Below are 15,193 nucleotides of genomic sequence, written 5' to 3' on the forward strand. Positions count from 1 at the left end.
GCCATGGGGGCCGTGCCTGCCGGGCGTGTGGCTGTCGCACCGGGACCGGTGACGGGCGGGCGCGCGGCGGTGGCACCCGGGCCAGCGACGGGCGGGGGCGCCCCGGGGCCGGCGGCTGGGACGGTGCCCACGGGGCGCGTGGTACTGGGACCTGCCGCGGGCGTCGCGCCTGCCACGGGGCGTTGGGGCGCGGCGCCGGCGGTTTGCGCCACCCCGCCGGGCTGCGGACCTCCCGCGACGTTCGGAGCGGCTCCAGCGGGGCGCTGTTGCGCGGCGGCGTTCGGGGCCGCAGCGTGTGCGGCACCCGTGGAGGGCTGGGCACCTCCGGCACCGGGCGCTCGTGGGCCCACATCCTGCGCCGTCCTGGCCTGTCCGGCGAACGACACCGAGTCCAGCTCCTTGAGCAGGAACGCGAGCCGCAGCAGGTGGTCCGCGTCCTGTGCGAAGTCCGTCAGCAACTGCGCGACCGAGCGCACGCCGTCGATGACCGTGAGCGCGCGGACCTCGTGCGGCGTGAGGCGCAGCTCGCTCGCGGCCACGACACCACCGGACTTCATGATGGGAAGCTGGAGCACCGGGGTCAGCCGGCGCTTGAGGTCCGCGGAGGGAATCCGGCGAACCGTGTCGCTCAGCACGGCCCATCGGTGCCCCAGCGGCATCGCCTTGTGTGAGGACAGGTCCTTCAGCTCGAAGGTGAACGTCCCGGTCTCAGCCCGCAGGCCCCTGGAGAGAATGCCGCCCGCGCGCTGCGCCAGGATGGCGAAGGCGGTGGCTGGCTGGAGCAGTCCCAGACCGAAGAGTGCGGTGAGCAGGTCTCCGCCAAAGCGCTCCAGCGCGGGCTCGGCCTGGCGAAGCTGCTCGGGCGTGAGCAGCCGCGCCGCGACCAGTGACGGCCCGAGCGCCTCCTCAGGATGGGACGAGTCGACGAACTCCGGGTTGCCCTTGCGGAAGTGAATCTGGACGACGCGGTCCGCCAGCGTCAGCGACAGCAGCCCCGTCTGCTCCCGGGCGGCGATGCGGCCATAGAGGCGGATGGGGGAGAACTGCTCGAGTTGGCCGAGGGCCGGAATCTCCGGTGCGGCGTCATCGCCCTCCACCGCGGGCACCGCCACGGGGGCGGACGCCGGGGCCGGGCTCGCGGGGGGAGCGCTCGGCGGACGCGCGGCTCCCGCCACGGGCGGAGGTGGCACCGCTCCGGGAGGACGGGCCTGCTGGGCGGGCGCCACGGGACGCCGCGCGGGGTCCACAGTGGCCCGAGCACCGGGACCCGCCATGGGGGCCGCGCCAGGGCCTGCCATGGGGACCGCGCCAGGGCCCGCCATGGGGGCCGCGCCAGGACCTGCCATGGGGGCCGCACCAGGGCCTGCCATGGGGACCGCGCCAGGGCCCGCCATGGGCCGGACACCGGCACCCGCGCTGGGCGCCGCGCCAGGGCGGACACCAGGGCCCGCGATGGGCGCACCGGGGCCTGCGATGGGCGCACTGGGACCCGCACTCGGTGCGACACCGGGGCCTGCCACGGGTCGGACACCTGGCCTCGCCATGACGGGCGCTCCGGGGGCCACGCCCATGGGAGCGCCCGGTGCGGCCTGTTCCGCGGCGGAGACGGGCGGGGCGCCCGGGCCCCACAGCTCGCGGGGAACGACCTCGCGCGCTTCCGGGAAGCGCCAGGGAAAGGCGAAGTTGAGCCCGTCCTCGGACATCTGGAGCCGGCCCTGGATGGAGCCGCTTTCGATGAGCAGTTCAATGGTCGGCAGGGTGAGGGGCCCCCACATGGTGCCCCTGTCGTTGCGGACCCAGTACTGCCGGACCTCACCCTCCGCCATGCGCGGCCTTGCTCCTTCGTCCTGCGAGAAAAGCGAACCCTACCGCTGTCCTCCGTCGCATCAAAGCAGAGCGCCGGGGCGCGAGCCCCTTACTTCGACTCAGGGCGCCGCGCCATCCAGTGCCGCCAGCCCGAGCGCTGCCAGACACGCCGCGTCCGCTGTCTGTTCAGCGGGCGGGTCGAAGCAGTGCACCTCGCTGTCGAAGACCTTGCACAGCCCGTTCGGGGTGGACGCACAGGCCGACTTCGAGAAGGCGGTGGTGCAGTTGTACCCACACACCGGCCCCGCCTCGGTGTTCTTGCACTGCGGCGCGGGCAGCTCGCGCTTCCAGGCGCACAGGGCGGCAGGGGAGGGGTCGAAGCAGGTGATGCGGCCACTGGCCAGCTTGCACACGCCCGCGGGCGTCCGAGCGCAGCGCACTCCCTCCGAGGCGTTGATGCAGCCATAGCCACACGTCAGCTCCATGGCGTTGCTGTGGCACTGAGCCGTGGGCGTGTCCTTGCCGTAGACGGCGAACACCACGGCGGGCGGGTCGAAGCACTCCACCTCGCCGCCCCGGCCCCGGCAGACGCCCGCGGGGGACTGCGCGCACTTCACCCGGCCGGGCTGCGTCGCGCAGTTGTAGCCACACGCCACTACCCCGTCGATGCTCTGACACTCCGGCTTCGGCAGCGCCGCGCCATAGGCCTTCTGCACGTAAGCCGGCGGGTCGAAGCAGACCGCTTGCCCGTCAATCACCTGGCAGTGGCCCTGCGGTGTCTGCGCGCAGCGCACCCGCTGTCCGTCCGACTTGCACCCATAGCCGCAGGACACCTTGCCGTCGATAGCGCGGCACGTCGGCGCGGAAGGATCCTGCGGAGTCGGAACCGAGCCCAGGGTGAGCGCCAGCACGGTGAGGAAGGAAGCGAGCACGGGGACCTCGGCGGGGGGAGTGGAGTCGTCCCGGCATTGACGCCCAAGGCGCGTGATGACGCAAGAAGCGGGCGGTCATGGGCGGCGGGCCGGGCACGTGGTACCCAGGCGCCGCCCGCGAGGAGGTTCACCCCGGTGGACGTGGACGTCAGTGCGCTGCACCTCATCCTGCTGTGCGTGGCCGCGCTGATTGCCGGCATGGTGGATGCCATCGCGGGAGGCGGCGGGCTCATCTCCCTCCCCGCGCTGCTGGCCGCGGGCCTTCCGCCCCACGTGGCGCTGGGCACCAACAAGGGACAGTCCGTCTTCGGCTCGTTCGCCGCGCTGGTGCGCTTCTCCCGCGCGGGGCTGGTGGATGGGAACCTGGCGCGAGTGACGTTCCCCTTCGGCCTGGGTGGGGCCTTCGGGGGCGCGGCGCTGGTGCTGCTGGTGAAACCGGAAGTCCTCAAGCCGCTGGTGCTGGTGCTGCTCATCGCGGTGGCGGTGTTCCTCGCCTTCCGCAAGCCGCCGCGTCCGGGAGACATGCCGGAGCCCGGGCCGCCCGCGCGCGCCCGGGCCATTGGCGCGCTCATCGCGCTGGCCATCGGCACCTACGACGGCTTCTTCGGACCGGGGACGGGGACGTTCCTCATCGTGGCCTTCTCGTCCCTGCTGGGACACGGCCTGGCGCGCGCGTCCGCGGACGCGAAGGTGGTGAACTTCGCCTCCAACCTCGCCTCCGTCGCGTTGTTCGCATTCAAGGGCGTGGTGCTCTGGAAGGTGGCGCTGCCCATGGCCGGCGCCCAGTTCGCGGGCGCCTACCTGGGCGCGCACCTGGCCGTGAAGGGCGGTGACAAACTGGTGCGCAAGGTGGTGCTGGGCGTGGTGTTGGCCCTGGTGCTCAAGCTGGGGCACGACGTGGTGACGGCCTGAGAAGCCGTCACCCCGCCATCAGCCGATGTGCACCAGCAGCGCCTCCCGGCGCTTCGCCACGGCGGCCATGAACTTCTGGAGCTCCTCGAAGTAGGAGAGCAGCTCCTCCAGCAAATCCACCTCGGACTCGGGCTCGTCCCATGTCCCGGGGTAGATGTCCTGGGCCTGCATGGTGGGCGCGTCGTAGCGCGCGCGCAGCGTCTTCTGCGTCACCTGTTGCAGCGCCGTGGCCAGGGCCTGCACCTGGGCCGGCGTGAAGACGCGTGCGGTGCCTTCCTCGGAAGGGATGTCGCCCACGTCCTCGCCGCCACGCACCAGGAAGTCCAGCGGCGCGCTGCCTTCCCACGGCGTTCCGGTCAGCAGGTACTGGAGGCCATGCCACGCCTCGCCGATGTCCAGCTCCAGGAACGCTGAGCCCTTCGGGTCACCGAAGTCCTCGTCATCGTCGACGAAGTCCTCCAGCCGTTCGGGGGCCTGGAGCAGGGCAACGCGCTGGGCCTCGGTGGCGCTGCGCAGGGTGCAGAGCATCTCCATGGAGCTATTCCACCACCACCAGCTTGGCGTTGTTCTCCACGGCGGTGCCTTCCTTGGCGAACAGCTCCGTCACCTTGCCCGCCTTGGGGCTCTTGAGCTCGTTCTCCATCTTCATGGCTTCCACCACCACGAGGCCCTGACCCTCCTTCACCTCGTCGCCCACCTTCACCAGCACCTTCACCACCTTGCCCGGCATGGGCGCGGTGACCAGCTGCTTGCCCTCGACGGAGAAGGCCGCGTTGGCCGCGCGCAGCCGGAGCCGGCGCTCATCCGCCACGTCGATGCGGTTCACCTGACCGCGCAGGAGCACGCCAAGCTCGTCGCCGTTCTCCTCGAACTCGACGTTGTACGACTGACCGTCCACCAGCATGGACAGCGTGCCGTGCTCCAGCGCCAGCGCGTCCACCTGGTACGTGGTGCCGCCCACGGTGATTTTGAACTGGTCGTTCCCCAGGGGCTCCAGGTCCACCGGGACCGCTTCCTTCTGGCCCTGCTGCTTCGTGAAGTAACGCATGGGAGTCCTTCCGAGCTGGGGGTTAGCGGCGCGTGCGCAGCGCCAGCTTCCACGGGGAGACGCCGCCGTTGCCACCGCCCTGGCCGCCACTGGCGGCAGGCAGGGTCTTCGCGCGCTTCTGGTCCTTCTGGTACGTGTGCACCACGCTGGCCAGCAGCGCCATCTCGCTCAGCTTCGGGTCCTCCGCGCCCAGCAGCGCCTCGTGCTGGCGGGTGAGGAAGCTGGTGTCGTAGTCGCCCTCGATGAACTCGGGGTGCGCCAGAATCGCCTTCAGGTAGCGGATGTTGGTGGTGATGCCCTTCACCACGTACTCGGACAGCGCGCGCTGCGTGCGGGCGATGGCCTCGCGCCGCGTGGGGGCCCACACGGACAGCTTGGAAATCATCGGGTCGTAGACGTTGGGCACCGTGTACCCGGGGAACACGCCCGAATCGTCACGCACGTTCGGTCCACCCGGCACGCGCAGGTACGTAATCTTGCCCGGGCTGGGCATGAAGTTGCGGCTCGGGTCCTCCGCGTACACGCGGACTTCAATCGAGTGACCGCGCGGCGTGGGGGCTTCGGTGAGGCCGAGCTTCTCGCCCTCGGCGGCCCGAATCTGCATGGCCACCAGGTCCAGGCCCGTCACCCACTCTGTCACCGGGTGCTCCACCTGGAGGCGGGTGTTCATCTCCAGGAAGTAGAAGTTGCGGTGCACGTCCACCAGGAACTCCACCGTCCCGGCGCCCACGTAGTTGACGGCCTTGGCCGCCTTCACCGCGACCTCGCCCATCTTCGCGCGCAGCTCCGGCGTGAGGATGGGGCTGGGCGTTTCTTCCACCACCTTCTGGTGCCGGCGCTGCGCCGAGCACTCGCGCTCATTCAGGTGGATGGTGTTGCCGTACTGGTCCGCGAAGACCTGGATCTCCACGTGGTGTGGCTTCTCCAGGTACTTCTCGATGTAGACGGCGTCGTTGCCGAAGGCGTTGAGGGCCTCGCTCTTGGCGGCGCGCCACGAGGACTCGAAGTCCTCCATGCGCTCCACCTTGCGCATGCCCTTGCCACCGCCGCCGCCCGCGGCCTTGAGCATGACGGGGAAGCCAATCTTCTCCACGTAGGCGCGCGCTTCCTCCACGGAGGGGATGGGCTCGGTGGTGCCGGGCACCACGGGCACGCCCGCCTTGATCATGTTCGCGCGGGCACGCGTCTTCTCGCCCATGGAGTCCATGGCGGAGGCGGGCGGCCCGATGAACGTCAGGCCTTCGGCCTCACAGGCGCGGACAAAGGCGGCGTTTTCGGAGAGGAAGCCGTAGCCGGGGTGGATGGCATCCGCGCCAGCCTGCTTCGCGGCGTCGAGGATGCGCTGCTGCACCAGGTAGCTCTCACGCGAAGGCGGGGGCCCCACGAAGATGGCCTGGTCGGCCGTGCGCACATGCAGGGCGGAGCGGTCCGCCTCCGAGTACACCGCCACCGTGGCGATGCCGAGTTCCTTGCACGTGCGCATCACCCGGATGGCGATCTCGCCGCGATTGGCGACGAGCACTTTGCGGATCTTGGGCATGGGGCCCGTCTAGCACGGGGCGACCCTGTTTGCCGCCTCTACTTCCGGGTGTTCAGGTACTGCTCCATGTAAGCGCGAGCCTGTGTCAGCTTGGCCTCCACGAAGCGGTCGTCCTCGTCCGGCTCCGGCGGAGCGGGCGGACCCGACCGTCCAGGTTCGTTGCCGAAGTCGACCGCCGCAGCCAACAGGTTGCGTGCCGCGTTTCCGCCGCCGAAGAGGCGGGCCAGCATGCCCGTCTCCACGTCCAGCCAGCGCGCCGCTTGCCGGATGACGTCCAGAACCTCACCTTCCACGGCCTTGGACGGGCGGCCCGGGCCGCTGATGCAGGAGCGCGCGTAGCTGTGCTCGCGGTCCACGAAGAGGCCCAGCGCCCGGTCCCGGAAATCCTGCGCCAGGGCCTGACTCATGGCGTCGAGCTGCTCCTCCAGGAAGGGTTGCTCGGACTTGCGCGCCTTGCGGCCAGGGGCGGGCGGGAGCTCCAGCTCGACGGCGTGCCAGCCCGCATCGGCCAGCCCCTCTGGCGGAGGCTCCACCCACTTCACCTCGGGCGTGGCCAGGTCCACCGCTTCGCAGACGCGCTTGAGCGTCTGGCGCAGGGCGGTGAGGTTTCCTTCGACGTCGGAGAGAAAGAGGATGAGGCGACGGTGGGGCAAAATGAGATTCCTTTCCTGGCCCCTGTAAGCCCGTTCGTCACCCCCAAATTTCCCCCTTCGCGCGCGCCTGCCTGCCCTACTGGCGACAGAGGGCGGGCAGGCGAGGGCTGAAAGAAACCTAGAGCGGGATGTTGCCGTGCTTGCGGGGGAGGTTCTCCTGGCGCTTGTCCTTCAGCAGCTCCAGGGCGCGGATGAGCTTCGCGCGCGTCTCCTCCGGACGGATGATTTCGTCGATGTAGCCCAGCTCGGCCGCCTTGAACGGGGTGGCGAACTTGTCGCGGTAGTCCGCCGTCAGCCGGGCCCGCTCGGCGGCGGCGTCCGGGGCCTTGGCCAGCTCGTTGCGGAAGATGATGTTGACCGCGCCCTCGGGGCCCATGACGGCGATTTCCGCGGTGGGCCAGGCGAAGTTCATGTCCGCGCGGATGTGCTTGGACGCCATGACGTCATAGGCGCCGCCGTAGGCCTTGCGGGTGATGACGGTGACCTTGGGGACGGTGGCCTCGGCGTAGGCGTACAGCAGCTTGGCGCCGTGGGTGATGATGCCGCCCCACTCCTGGTCGGTGCCGGGGAGGAAGCCGGGCACGTCCACCAGCGTGACGAGCGGGATGTTGAAGCAGTCGCAGAAGCGCACGAAGCGCGCGGCCTTGATGCTGGCGTCGATGTCCAGCACGCCGGCGAGCACCGCGGGCTGGTTGGCGACGACGCCCACGCTGCGCCCGTTCATGCGCGCGAAGCCGATGACGATGTTCTTCGCGAAGTGCTCCTGCACCTCGAAGAAGTGCTTGTCGTCGACGATGGCTTTGATGACTTCCTTGATGTCGTAGGGCTTGTTGGGGTTGCTCGGGACAATCGTCTTGAGCGACTCCTCGGCCCGGAACGCGTCGTCCTCGCACGGCTGGACGGGCGCCTCTTCCTGGTTGTTGGAGGGCAGGAAGGAGAGCAGCTCGCGCGTCATCACGATGGCGGCCTGCTCGTTCTCCGCCGCGAAGTGGGCCACGCCGGACTTCTGGTTGTGCGTGACGGCGCCGCCCAGCGCCTCCTTCGACACCTCCTCGTGCGTCACCGTCTTGATGACGTCCGGGCCGGTGATGAACATGTACGAGGTGTCCTTCACCATCATGATGAAGTCGGTGATGGCGGGCGAGTACACCGCGCCGCCCGCGCACGGGCCCATGATGAGCGAAATCTGGGGCACCACGCCGGAGGCCAGCGTGTTGCGCACGAAGATGTCCGCGTAGCCGGCCAGGCTCTCCACGCCTTCCTGGATGCGCGCGCCGCCCGAGTCATTCAGGCCGATGACGGGCGCACCCACGCGGGTGGCCAGGTCCATGATCTTGCAGATCTTCTGCGCGTAGGCGCCCGACAGCGAGCCGCCGAAGACGGTGAAGTCCTGGGCGAAGACGAAGACCTTGCGGCCTTCCACGGTGCCGTAGCCGGTGACGACGCCGTCGCCTGGAATCTTCTTGTCGCCCATGCCGAACTCGTTCGAGCGGTGGGTGACGAACTTGTCCAGCTCACAGAAGGAGCCGGGGTCAAGGAGCAGGTCGATGCGCTCGCGGGCGGTGAGCTTGCCGGACTCGTGCTGCTTGGCGATGCGGTCGGCACCGCCACCCAGCTCGGCTTGCTTCTCCATCTTCTCGAGACGTGCGCGGAGGGGGTCCTTCTCGGGAGTCTGGTCCATGGGGCGCGTCTAGCATGATTGGGGCGGGGACGCGCTGCCTGGATTCCTGACTTCCATGGCCGGACGCATGGGGTCGTCAAGCACTGCATCCACCGCCGCCAGGTCCAGGCCGTAGCGCTGGCGGACCTCCACCAGGGGCGACTCCCACATCTGACACCAGGGTGCCCCGAAGAGCGGCCGGGCCCGCTGTCCCAGCAGCCAGCCCCGGACGATGGCGCGCATGCGCTCCTCGCGCTGGGAGAACGCATAGAGGAGGGTGTTCGTCAGGCCGCCCGCGAGGATGCCCAGCGCGAAGGGGCTGCCCACCTGGGCCAGGCTGAAGGCCTGGATGCCCAGCTCCCCCGCCACGGTCGTCGGAAAGCCGGTGAGGACGTGCCAGACGTCATGGGATTCGAGCAGGTGCGCTCGCACGTACTCCTCGTCGGTCCGTGCCTCCAGGTAGGGCAGTGCGTCAGGGTTCACCTGGTTCGCCTCCAGGTGGCCGACGAAGGCCCGTCCCAGGGTGTGTTCGGGCAGGGCGCGCAGCGCGGCCAGGTGGAGCAGGCCCATGCGCGGGCGCTCGATGAAGGCCTGGGCCGCGGAGGCGTGGCTCATCAGCCGCTCCACCAGTCGCCGCATCGCCACGGGGGGCGCGAGCACGGGGGCCAGACCCAGGACGTCCTGGAGTTTCTCCGGGTCGCGGAGGGCCCGTGCCATCCGCCATGCCGTCCACGCATACGCGACAGGATTCCACATGGTGCCTCCAAGGCGGGGGGACGCTGGGGCCGCTCCGTCCAGCGTATGTGGGAGGCGCAAGGGCGGGGCGGGGTGGCTGCGGCCGTGCTCGCGGGCGGACATCCCGAAGGCCGAGGACCGGACACTCAGGGGGCGGGCAGCCGGCCGGGCCGCATCCTGGTCCGTGCGCGCCGGGTGGAGGGGACGGAGGTTGAAGCCATAGGAGGGCCGCCATGCGCGCCGCGCGAGGTTCCTTTCAAATCGGCTCGTTCCACGGCATTCCCGTCCGCGTCCACTTCTCGCTGTTGCTGGTCCTTCCGCTGCTTGCGTTTCTATTCGGCGGCGCCTTCCAGCGTGCGGCGGAGGTGGCCGAAGTCCCCCCGGAGCGACTCAGCGGCTCGCCCGCGCTGTGGGGGCTGGTGGTGGCGTTGGGTTTGTTCGCGTCCGTGTTCATTCACGAACTGGCGCACACCGTGTACGCGCTGCGCCGCGGCGGGACCGTGCGCTCGATTACGTTGATGATGGTGGGCGGTGTGTCGGAGTTGACGGAGGCGCCGCCGCGTCCCCGGGACGAAGCGCTGATGGCCGCGGTGGGGCCGCTGACGAGCATCCTGCTGGCGGTGCTGCTCGGCGGCGCGACGTGGCTGCTCCAGGAGGTGCGCTCGTTCAACCTCCAGTTCGCGTTCTTCTACATGGCCAGCCTGAACCTGTTCCTGGGTGTGTTCAACCTGCTGCCCGCGTTCCCCATGGATGGGGGGCGCATCGTCCGCGCGTCGCTGGCGGGACGGCTGGGGATGGTGCGCGCGACGCAGGTGGCGTCCTGGCTGGGACGTGGGTTCGCGGTGTTGTTCGGTGTGTGGGCGGTGCTGTCGCTCAACCCGTTCCTGGTCGTCATCGCGTTCTTCATCTTCATGGGCGCGCAGGCGGAGGCGCAGCAGGTGCGGATGAAGATGACGCTGGAGCGTGTGCCAGTGGCCGACTTGATGACGCCGCGCCGGGTGGGCGTGGACGCGGGGGCGTCGCTGGAGCAGGCGCTGTGGGACTTGCGGCGTGCGCGGTTGTTGCTGCTGCCGGTGACGGAGGACGAAAGGCCGGTGGGGCAGGTGTCGCTGGAGACGGTGCGGGCCGTTCCGGATTCGGAGCGGATGACGCGCACCGCGCGCGAGGTGATGGTGCCCGCCGTGGTGGTGCGGCTGGATGAGGATGGGTGGACGGCGTTGCGGCGCATGGCCGAGGAGGAGATGCCCCAACTCGTCGTGGTGGAGGCGGATGGGGTGCTGGCGGGGACGCTCGACGTGAATGATGTGCAGCGCGGAATGACGCTGTATCAGGCGCGCGAGGAGCGCAGTGGTCAGCAGGAGCGGCGGTGGCGGCAGGAGCGGCCGGCGTGACGGGACTCAGTCCGTCACGGACCACAGGCCCACGGTGCCGTCACCCGGGCCCCAGGCGATGAAGCGGCCGTTCGGTGAGAAGGTGGTGTCGCTCGTCTGGAGTTCATGGTCGTTGGCGTGCCGGAACAGCAGCTCTCCGGTTGGATGCGGTGGACACCGAAGCCGCCGCAACCGTCGCGCGAGGCCGCGAACAAGGCGCCATCCGGGTTGAATGACAGGTCGCGGGGCGGCAGAAGCCCTGGACTTCCTCCGCGATGCGGCACGCGTCGAGGTCTACCCGCGGCACTTCATGACCGTGGGCTTGGCTTGGGTGGAGTCATGCCGCCACGCGAACGTCGTCGGACGGTGCAGCGCCGGTCTCGTACTTTCGGGCGAAGGCCCAGCGGCGCTGGCACTCCACCTGCGCGCAGGGGGCGAGCGTGATGTCGATGGTGGCATCCCAGCGCTTGGGAGCACTGAGGAGCGGTCACCCGGCACAGTGAGTCTCTGCTTGTGTTGCCTACCTGGTGCGTTGCATATGGGATGCGCAGGGCGGTATCCAGGCCACTTTCAGCCGAGGCGGATGCCCGGTGCTGCCATCGCGGGCTCGCGCCTCGGCGATGTGCCGCTCGATTGCGGACGTGTTCCGCAGGGAGGAGGAGCAGCGGGTTCGGTTGATTGCCGTGGGCGAGCCCGAAGGCTGGCTGCGTGAATGGAGGGTTGTCCATGCATGAGGCGCGTGTAAGCTGTTATTCATGGAAAACGAGCCATCCTTGCATTGTTGCGCGATGTGGGGCCCGCTGGCAGCCATTGTTCTCTCGGCGCTGGGGTGTGGCGGGAGCGCTCATTCCACCGCGGCCCGTCAGCCCGTGTACCTGGCCCAGGCGCAGTGCGGCCCCATGGATTCGACGGTGAGTTGCTGCGTGAAGACGCACCCGGCCACGCCGGAGCGCTGCGGGCTGACGGCTTCGGAGGCGAGCAAGTACCTGGCTCCGATGAAGGCCGTCGAGTCCGCGTCCGAGGCCAGCGAAGAAGCCATCCCCGGGTGGAAGCAGGTGTGCATCGACGCCTACGCCCAGTGCCAGGAGCAGGCCTGGTCAGGCTCTTGTTACGACTGCTTCCGGTATTGCGAAGGGCAACACGAATGGCCCGTGGATAAGTGCCGCCGTCGCAAGGGAGGCGAGTGAGTCCATGGCCGAGTCGATTGATTGGGACCCGGTGCGTGAACTGGCGCGTCGCGTGGAGGCCGGTGAGGCGCTATCGCTGACAGCCGAGGTGCGAGCCTTGCTCCTTCGCTCGGCACGAGAGGTGGGCATTCCCGAAGAGGATGCACATGCCGCCGTCGCGGGCGTTGCCACGGCGACGGCGCTTCTTCACGAAACTCGCCGCCGCATTCGTGAGGGCTCGCAACGTCTCATGCGCGCGCTGACGGGGGCCCGCCGGCTTCGAGACGCGGGCGATGTCGCTGGCGCGCGCGCGCTACTGGAAGACGTGCTCGCGGTGGAGCAGGTGCCCCTCTATCGCGAGCAGGCCGAGTTGGCCCTGGAAGACATGGGGTGAGTTGCCTCACGGAAGGCGCGAAGCCCTTCACGGCGAACCGCCTGACGTGCGGTACCCGATGGGGTACCAGATGCCACGGCTGATGGGCTCGTGCATGTTCGGGCGAACCGACGCGTCGTCCAACGTGGTGATGTCCACGTCCTCGATGATGCGGGCCATGGACGGCATGGGCTCATCCCCGAAGATGGACTCGCGAACGAGCCTTTTGGCGTCATCGGCCGTGAACGCGGTGACGCCGCAGCCCAGAAACAGAGCTCCGCACGCCAACGGCTCGGTCCCATCGCCGCGGTCGAACTCCAGCCAGTAGCGATGAAGGAGCGGATTCTTCACGGGCGTCATGCGCGTCCTCGGTCAGCCAGGTTGGAAGGTATCGTGGATGGGGCCGCGCTCAGGCCGCTGCCGCGCTCCCGCCGTAGTAGTGCTGGCTCAGCTCCGCCTCGCTGTTGAAGCGCGGGTAATGCCCCTGCTTCAGTGAAGAAGCGTCCGGAAGCGCGTTGGCGTTGGTGCGCTCCAGCATGTCCGCCAGTAATCGCGCATAAGCCTCACGCGGCGCCACACCCGGATAGAAGTGGTTCAGTCCGAGCCCCGCGACGTTCACCCGCAGCACCCGCGGCCCCTCGTTGGCGCTCCCCCAGGAGAGCACCAGGTCGGTGAGCACCGTCTGTCGCGGCGGCGTCCCCGGTGGCCCGGCGACGGGCAGCATGCCCACGGCAATCGCCAGCACCTCCGTCATGGCCATCGTCCGGCGCTGGCCATTGGCGGCCTCGACGGTGAGGGCCATGTCCGTCATGCCCACGATGCGGCAGGGGAAAACGCGCGGCGGCGCGGGTGGTACGTCCACGGTAGGCGTTGGCGCAGCGTCCCGCTTCTTCCACGCGTTCTCTTCCAGCACCCTCGTGATTTCGGCGTCCAGCTCCCGGACCCGGTCTCCCGCCGACGCGGCTTCTCCCGTCAACAGCGGCTTGGCGCGCGCGAGGTAGCCTGCCGCCCGCTCGAGGTCCTTGTAGTGCGCCATTCGCAGCTCCGTGGCGCGGATGAGCGCGCGCACCGCGATGGTGCCCGCGCCCCCGCCCGCCACGCTGTACAGGGCTTCCGTCGTCTCCAACGAGGCCGGCGGCGCGTCTTCCGTGTCCAGCGCCTGCGCCAGCTTCCACGCGGAGGCGGGCCGCAGCGCGTCGATGGGCAGCAACGAGACCAATGGCTCCATCGCGAACCACAGTGCGTCTGTGGAGGCGCGGCCCGCGAGCGTATGGAGCGCCCGCTCCACCCGCGCCGTGCCGGCCGGCGTCCTGCCGTCCTCCAGGTCCATGCGGCCCAGCGACAGCAACGCGTCGGTGTGGTCCGGCTGGGTCTTCAGCAAGCGCTGGAAGCCCGCGCGTGCGGCCGTGCGGTCTCCCTTGTCGAGCGCCTCCTGGGCCTCCGCCAGCCGCGGGTCGGCCACCCAGCCGCCCTGCTTCGCGGCGAGCGCGGGCGCCACCACCCGTTCCTCCAACTGCGTGACGCGCAGCAGCGACGCGCCCGCGAAGCCGAAGACGAAACCGCCGATGTGGGCCATCACCGCGACGCCCGTGTTGTTGCCCAGGAGGTAGTAGTTCAGCACCTCGTTGCCGAACCACAGGCCGCCCCAGACCCAACCGGGAACGGGGAAGGTGCCGCGGAAGATTTTCAGCAGCCAGACGAAGTAGCCGATGCGGACCCGTCGCTGGGCGAAGCGCAGACAGAAGGCGCCCATGCACGCGGCCACGGCGCCGGAGGCACCCACCATCACCGACTCCGATGAGGGGTCGATGGCATAGTGGGCCACGCCCGCCACCAGCCCGCCCACGACGTAGAAACCCGCGAACAGTGGCCGGCCCCAGGCATCCTCGAGCAGCAGGCTGGTCACGTAGAAGAACAGCAGGTTCCCCAGCAGGTGCATCCACCCCAAGTGGAGGAACATGTACGTGAGCCAGCCGGGCTGGGCGAGTCCCCGCGCGGGCACCAGGGAGAAGCGCGAGAGCAGGCTCGAGTCGTGCTGGGCGATGAGCTCCTCGCAGCGCTCATTCAGTCCCTGCTGCCGGTTCGTCACGCTCTCCGCTCCGTCGGATTCCGCGACGCGTTGGTGCATGTTGCGCACCAGCCTCCGGCCCGAATCGGACAGCAACCGCTCCGCACACGCGGGAGGGAACTCCAGGTCCGGGTGCTCGAGCGACTGCTCCAGCAGGGAGCGCAGCTCGTTCTCACCCACGCCCAGGGGGTTGGACGGAACGACCCAGGAGATGAAGAAGGCCACGATACAGATGGCCGCGATGGTGATGGATACCCGAGGCAGACGCTCCAGCTCGGTGTTGTCCACCCCCAGGGGCAGGAACAGCATCATGGCGTGGTTTCCCCCTCGTGCAGCGTGTCGGCTCCGTCACGCAATGACGCCCTGACATACCACAGGATGGTCGGCTAATGGATTGGCTCGGTCCTCCCACTTCAGGTGAGGAGGCGCAGCCAACTGCCTGCACTCCGGGTGAGGCCCAGGACGACGGTAGCAACTCAAGAGGTCAATGACTGCCCAGTCCTGGGTAGCGATATGAAGGGTCGCGCGACTCCAAATGGAGACCAGTGCCAATGAGATCCAACGTCGCCCGGAAGCTCACGCGAGGCATCGTCGCCTCGTTCCTCATGGGGTTCTCGGCGCATCTTCTGTTGCTTGATGGCCTTGACGGCTTTCTTTGGTCGCTCATCTTCAGACCGAGCACCCACTTTGCTCCGGGCTATTCGTGGCTGGCCTTCAGGCGCGTTCAGCCCGGCATGAGTCGGGATGAAGTCGTGAAGCTCCTCGGTGAGCCGATGGAGGTGCACGACAGGCCAACTCAAGGGGCGTCGTGGCGCTATTCGAAGAGCCCCACCGACTCCCACTACAGCCTGCGCGTGGTGTTCTTCTCGGATAGCGGCGTGGTTACTCGCGTCGCGCACGAGTACTACGTCGATTGACGGTCTGGAGACC

The 15,193-nt window shown here is 69.1% G+C and carries 16 protein-coding genes; 5 read left to right on the forward strand and 11 right to left on the reverse strand.

Annotated features, from left to right (window positions below):
• The coding region (locus FL344_RS31705) for a DUF4388 domain-containing protein (protein ID WP_141621164.1) at window positions 1–1,826 on the reverse strand (1,826 nt) is incomplete at its 3' end.
• Between the two features lie 99 nt (window positions 1,827–1,925).
• Window positions 1,926–2,738, reverse strand: coding sequence for a hypothetical protein (locus tag FL344_RS31710; protein ID WP_141621165.1), 813 nt, complete (start codon window positions 2,736–2,738; stop codon window positions 1,926–1,928).
• A 135-nt stretch (window positions 2,739–2,873) separates the two neighbouring features.
• Between FL344_RS31710 and FL344_RS31715 the strand changes: the two genes are divergently transcribed.
• Window positions 2,874–3,650, forward strand: coding sequence for a TSUP family transporter (locus FL344_RS31715; RefSeq protein WP_141621166.1), 777 nt, complete (start codon window positions 2,874–2,876; stop codon window positions 3,648–3,650).
• A gap of 18 nt (window positions 3,651–3,668) precedes the next feature.
• Here FL344_RS31715 and FL344_RS31720 read toward each other — a convergent pair whose 3' ends face one another.
• From FL344_RS31720 to FL344_RS31745, 6 genes are all read right to left on the reverse strand, one after another.
• On the reverse strand, window positions 3,669–4,184 hold the full coding sequence (locus FL344_RS31720; RefSeq protein ID WP_141593770.1) for a YfbM family protein: 516 nt from the start codon (window positions 4,182–4,184) through the stop codon (window positions 3,669–3,671).
• 4 nt (window positions 4,185–4,188) lie between these two features.
• The gene (locus FL344_RS39980; RefSeq protein ID WP_141593771.1) at window positions 4,189–4,698 is read right to left on the reverse strand and encodes a biotin/lipoyl-containing protein; all 510 of its coding nucleotides are present in this window, start codon (window positions 4,696–4,698) and stop codon (window positions 4,189–4,191) included.
• A 22-nt stretch (window positions 4,699–4,720) separates the two neighbouring features.
• Window positions 4,721–6,238 carry an acetyl-CoA carboxylase biotin carboxylase subunit gene (gene accC / locus FL344_RS31730; RefSeq protein WP_141593772.1) on the reverse strand — a complete coding sequence of 506 codons (1,518 nt, stop codon included), beginning with the start codon at window positions 6,236–6,238 and terminating at the stop codon, window positions 4,721–4,723.
• Between the two features lie 38 nt (window positions 6,239–6,276).
• Window positions 6,277–6,891: a hypothetical protein gene (locus FL344_RS31735; RefSeq protein WP_090484982.1), complete on the reverse strand. Its 615-nt coding sequence runs from the start codon at window positions 6,889–6,891 to the stop codon at window positions 6,277–6,279.
• A 118-nt stretch (window positions 6,892–7,009) separates the two neighbouring features.
• The gene (locus FL344_RS31740) at window positions 7,010–8,572 is read right to left on the reverse strand and encodes an acyl-CoA carboxylase subunit beta (protein ID WP_090484980.1); all 1,563 of its coding nucleotides are present in this window, start codon (window positions 8,570–8,572) and stop codon (window positions 7,010–7,012) included.
• Between the two features lie 9 nt (window positions 8,573–8,581).
• The gene (locus FL344_RS31745) at window positions 8,582–9,307 is read right to left on the reverse strand and encodes a Coq4 family protein (RefSeq protein ID WP_228558501.1); all 726 of its coding nucleotides are present in this window, start codon (window positions 9,305–9,307) and stop codon (window positions 8,582–8,584) included.
• A 212-nt stretch (window positions 9,308–9,519) separates the two neighbouring features.
• Between FL344_RS31745 and FL344_RS31750 the strand changes: the two genes are divergently transcribed.
• Window positions 9,520–10,677 (forward strand): site-2 protease family protein, encoded by a 1,158-nt coding sequence (locus FL344_RS31750; RefSeq protein WP_141621167.1) that lies wholly within the window; start codon window positions 9,520–9,522, stop codon window positions 10,675–10,677.
• A 6-nt stretch (window positions 10,678–10,683) separates the two neighbouring features.
• Here FL344_RS31750 and FL344_RS39470 read toward each other — a convergent pair whose 3' ends face one another.
• Entirely contained in the window at window positions 10,684–10,848 is a 165-nt protein-coding gene (locus tag FL344_RS39470; protein WP_228565516.1) for a hypothetical protein, read from the reverse strand.
• A gap of 677 nt (window positions 10,849–11,525) precedes the next feature.
• Here FL344_RS39470 and FL344_RS31760 point away from each other — a divergent pair.
• Window positions 11,526–11,843 (forward strand): hypothetical protein, encoded by a 318-nt coding sequence (locus tag FL344_RS31760; protein ID WP_228565517.1) that lies wholly within the window; start codon window positions 11,526–11,528, stop codon window positions 11,841–11,843.
• A 4-nt stretch (window positions 11,844–11,847) separates the two neighbouring features.
• On the forward strand, window positions 11,848–12,216 hold the full coding sequence (locus FL344_RS31765) for a DUSAM domain-containing protein (protein WP_141621169.1): 369 nt from the start codon (window positions 11,848–11,850) through the stop codon (window positions 12,214–12,216).
• Window positions 12,217–12,243: 27 nt separating this feature from the next.
• On the opposite strand, the gene FL344_RS31770 is transcribed toward FL344_RS31765, so the two are convergent.
• Together FL344_RS31770 and FL344_RS31775 are read right to left on the reverse strand one after the other, a co-directional pair.
• On the reverse strand, window positions 12,244–12,555 hold the full coding sequence (locus FL344_RS31770) for a hypothetical protein (protein WP_141621170.1): 312 nt from the start codon (window positions 12,553–12,555) through the stop codon (window positions 12,244–12,246).
• 49 nt (window positions 12,556–12,604) lie between these two features.
• Window positions 12,605–14,575 (reverse strand): rhomboid family intramembrane serine protease, encoded by a 1,971-nt coding sequence (locus FL344_RS31775; protein WP_141621171.1) that lies wholly within the window; start codon window positions 14,573–14,575, stop codon window positions 12,605–12,607.
• Window positions 14,576–14,814: 239 nt separating this feature from the next.
• Between FL344_RS31775 and bamE the strand changes: the two genes are divergently transcribed.
• Window positions 14,815–15,180: an outer membrane protein assembly factor BamE gene (bamE, locus tag FL344_RS31780; protein ID WP_141621172.1), complete on the forward strand. Its 366-nt coding sequence runs from the start codon at window positions 14,815–14,817 to the stop codon at window positions 15,178–15,180.
• Window positions 15,181–15,193: the final 13 nt, after the last annotated feature.

Source organism: Myxococcus sp. AB036A (genome assembly GCF_006547355.1).
Classification (GTDB): Bacteria; Myxococcota; Myxococcia; order Myxococcales; family Myxococcaceae; genus Myxococcus; species Myxococcus virescens.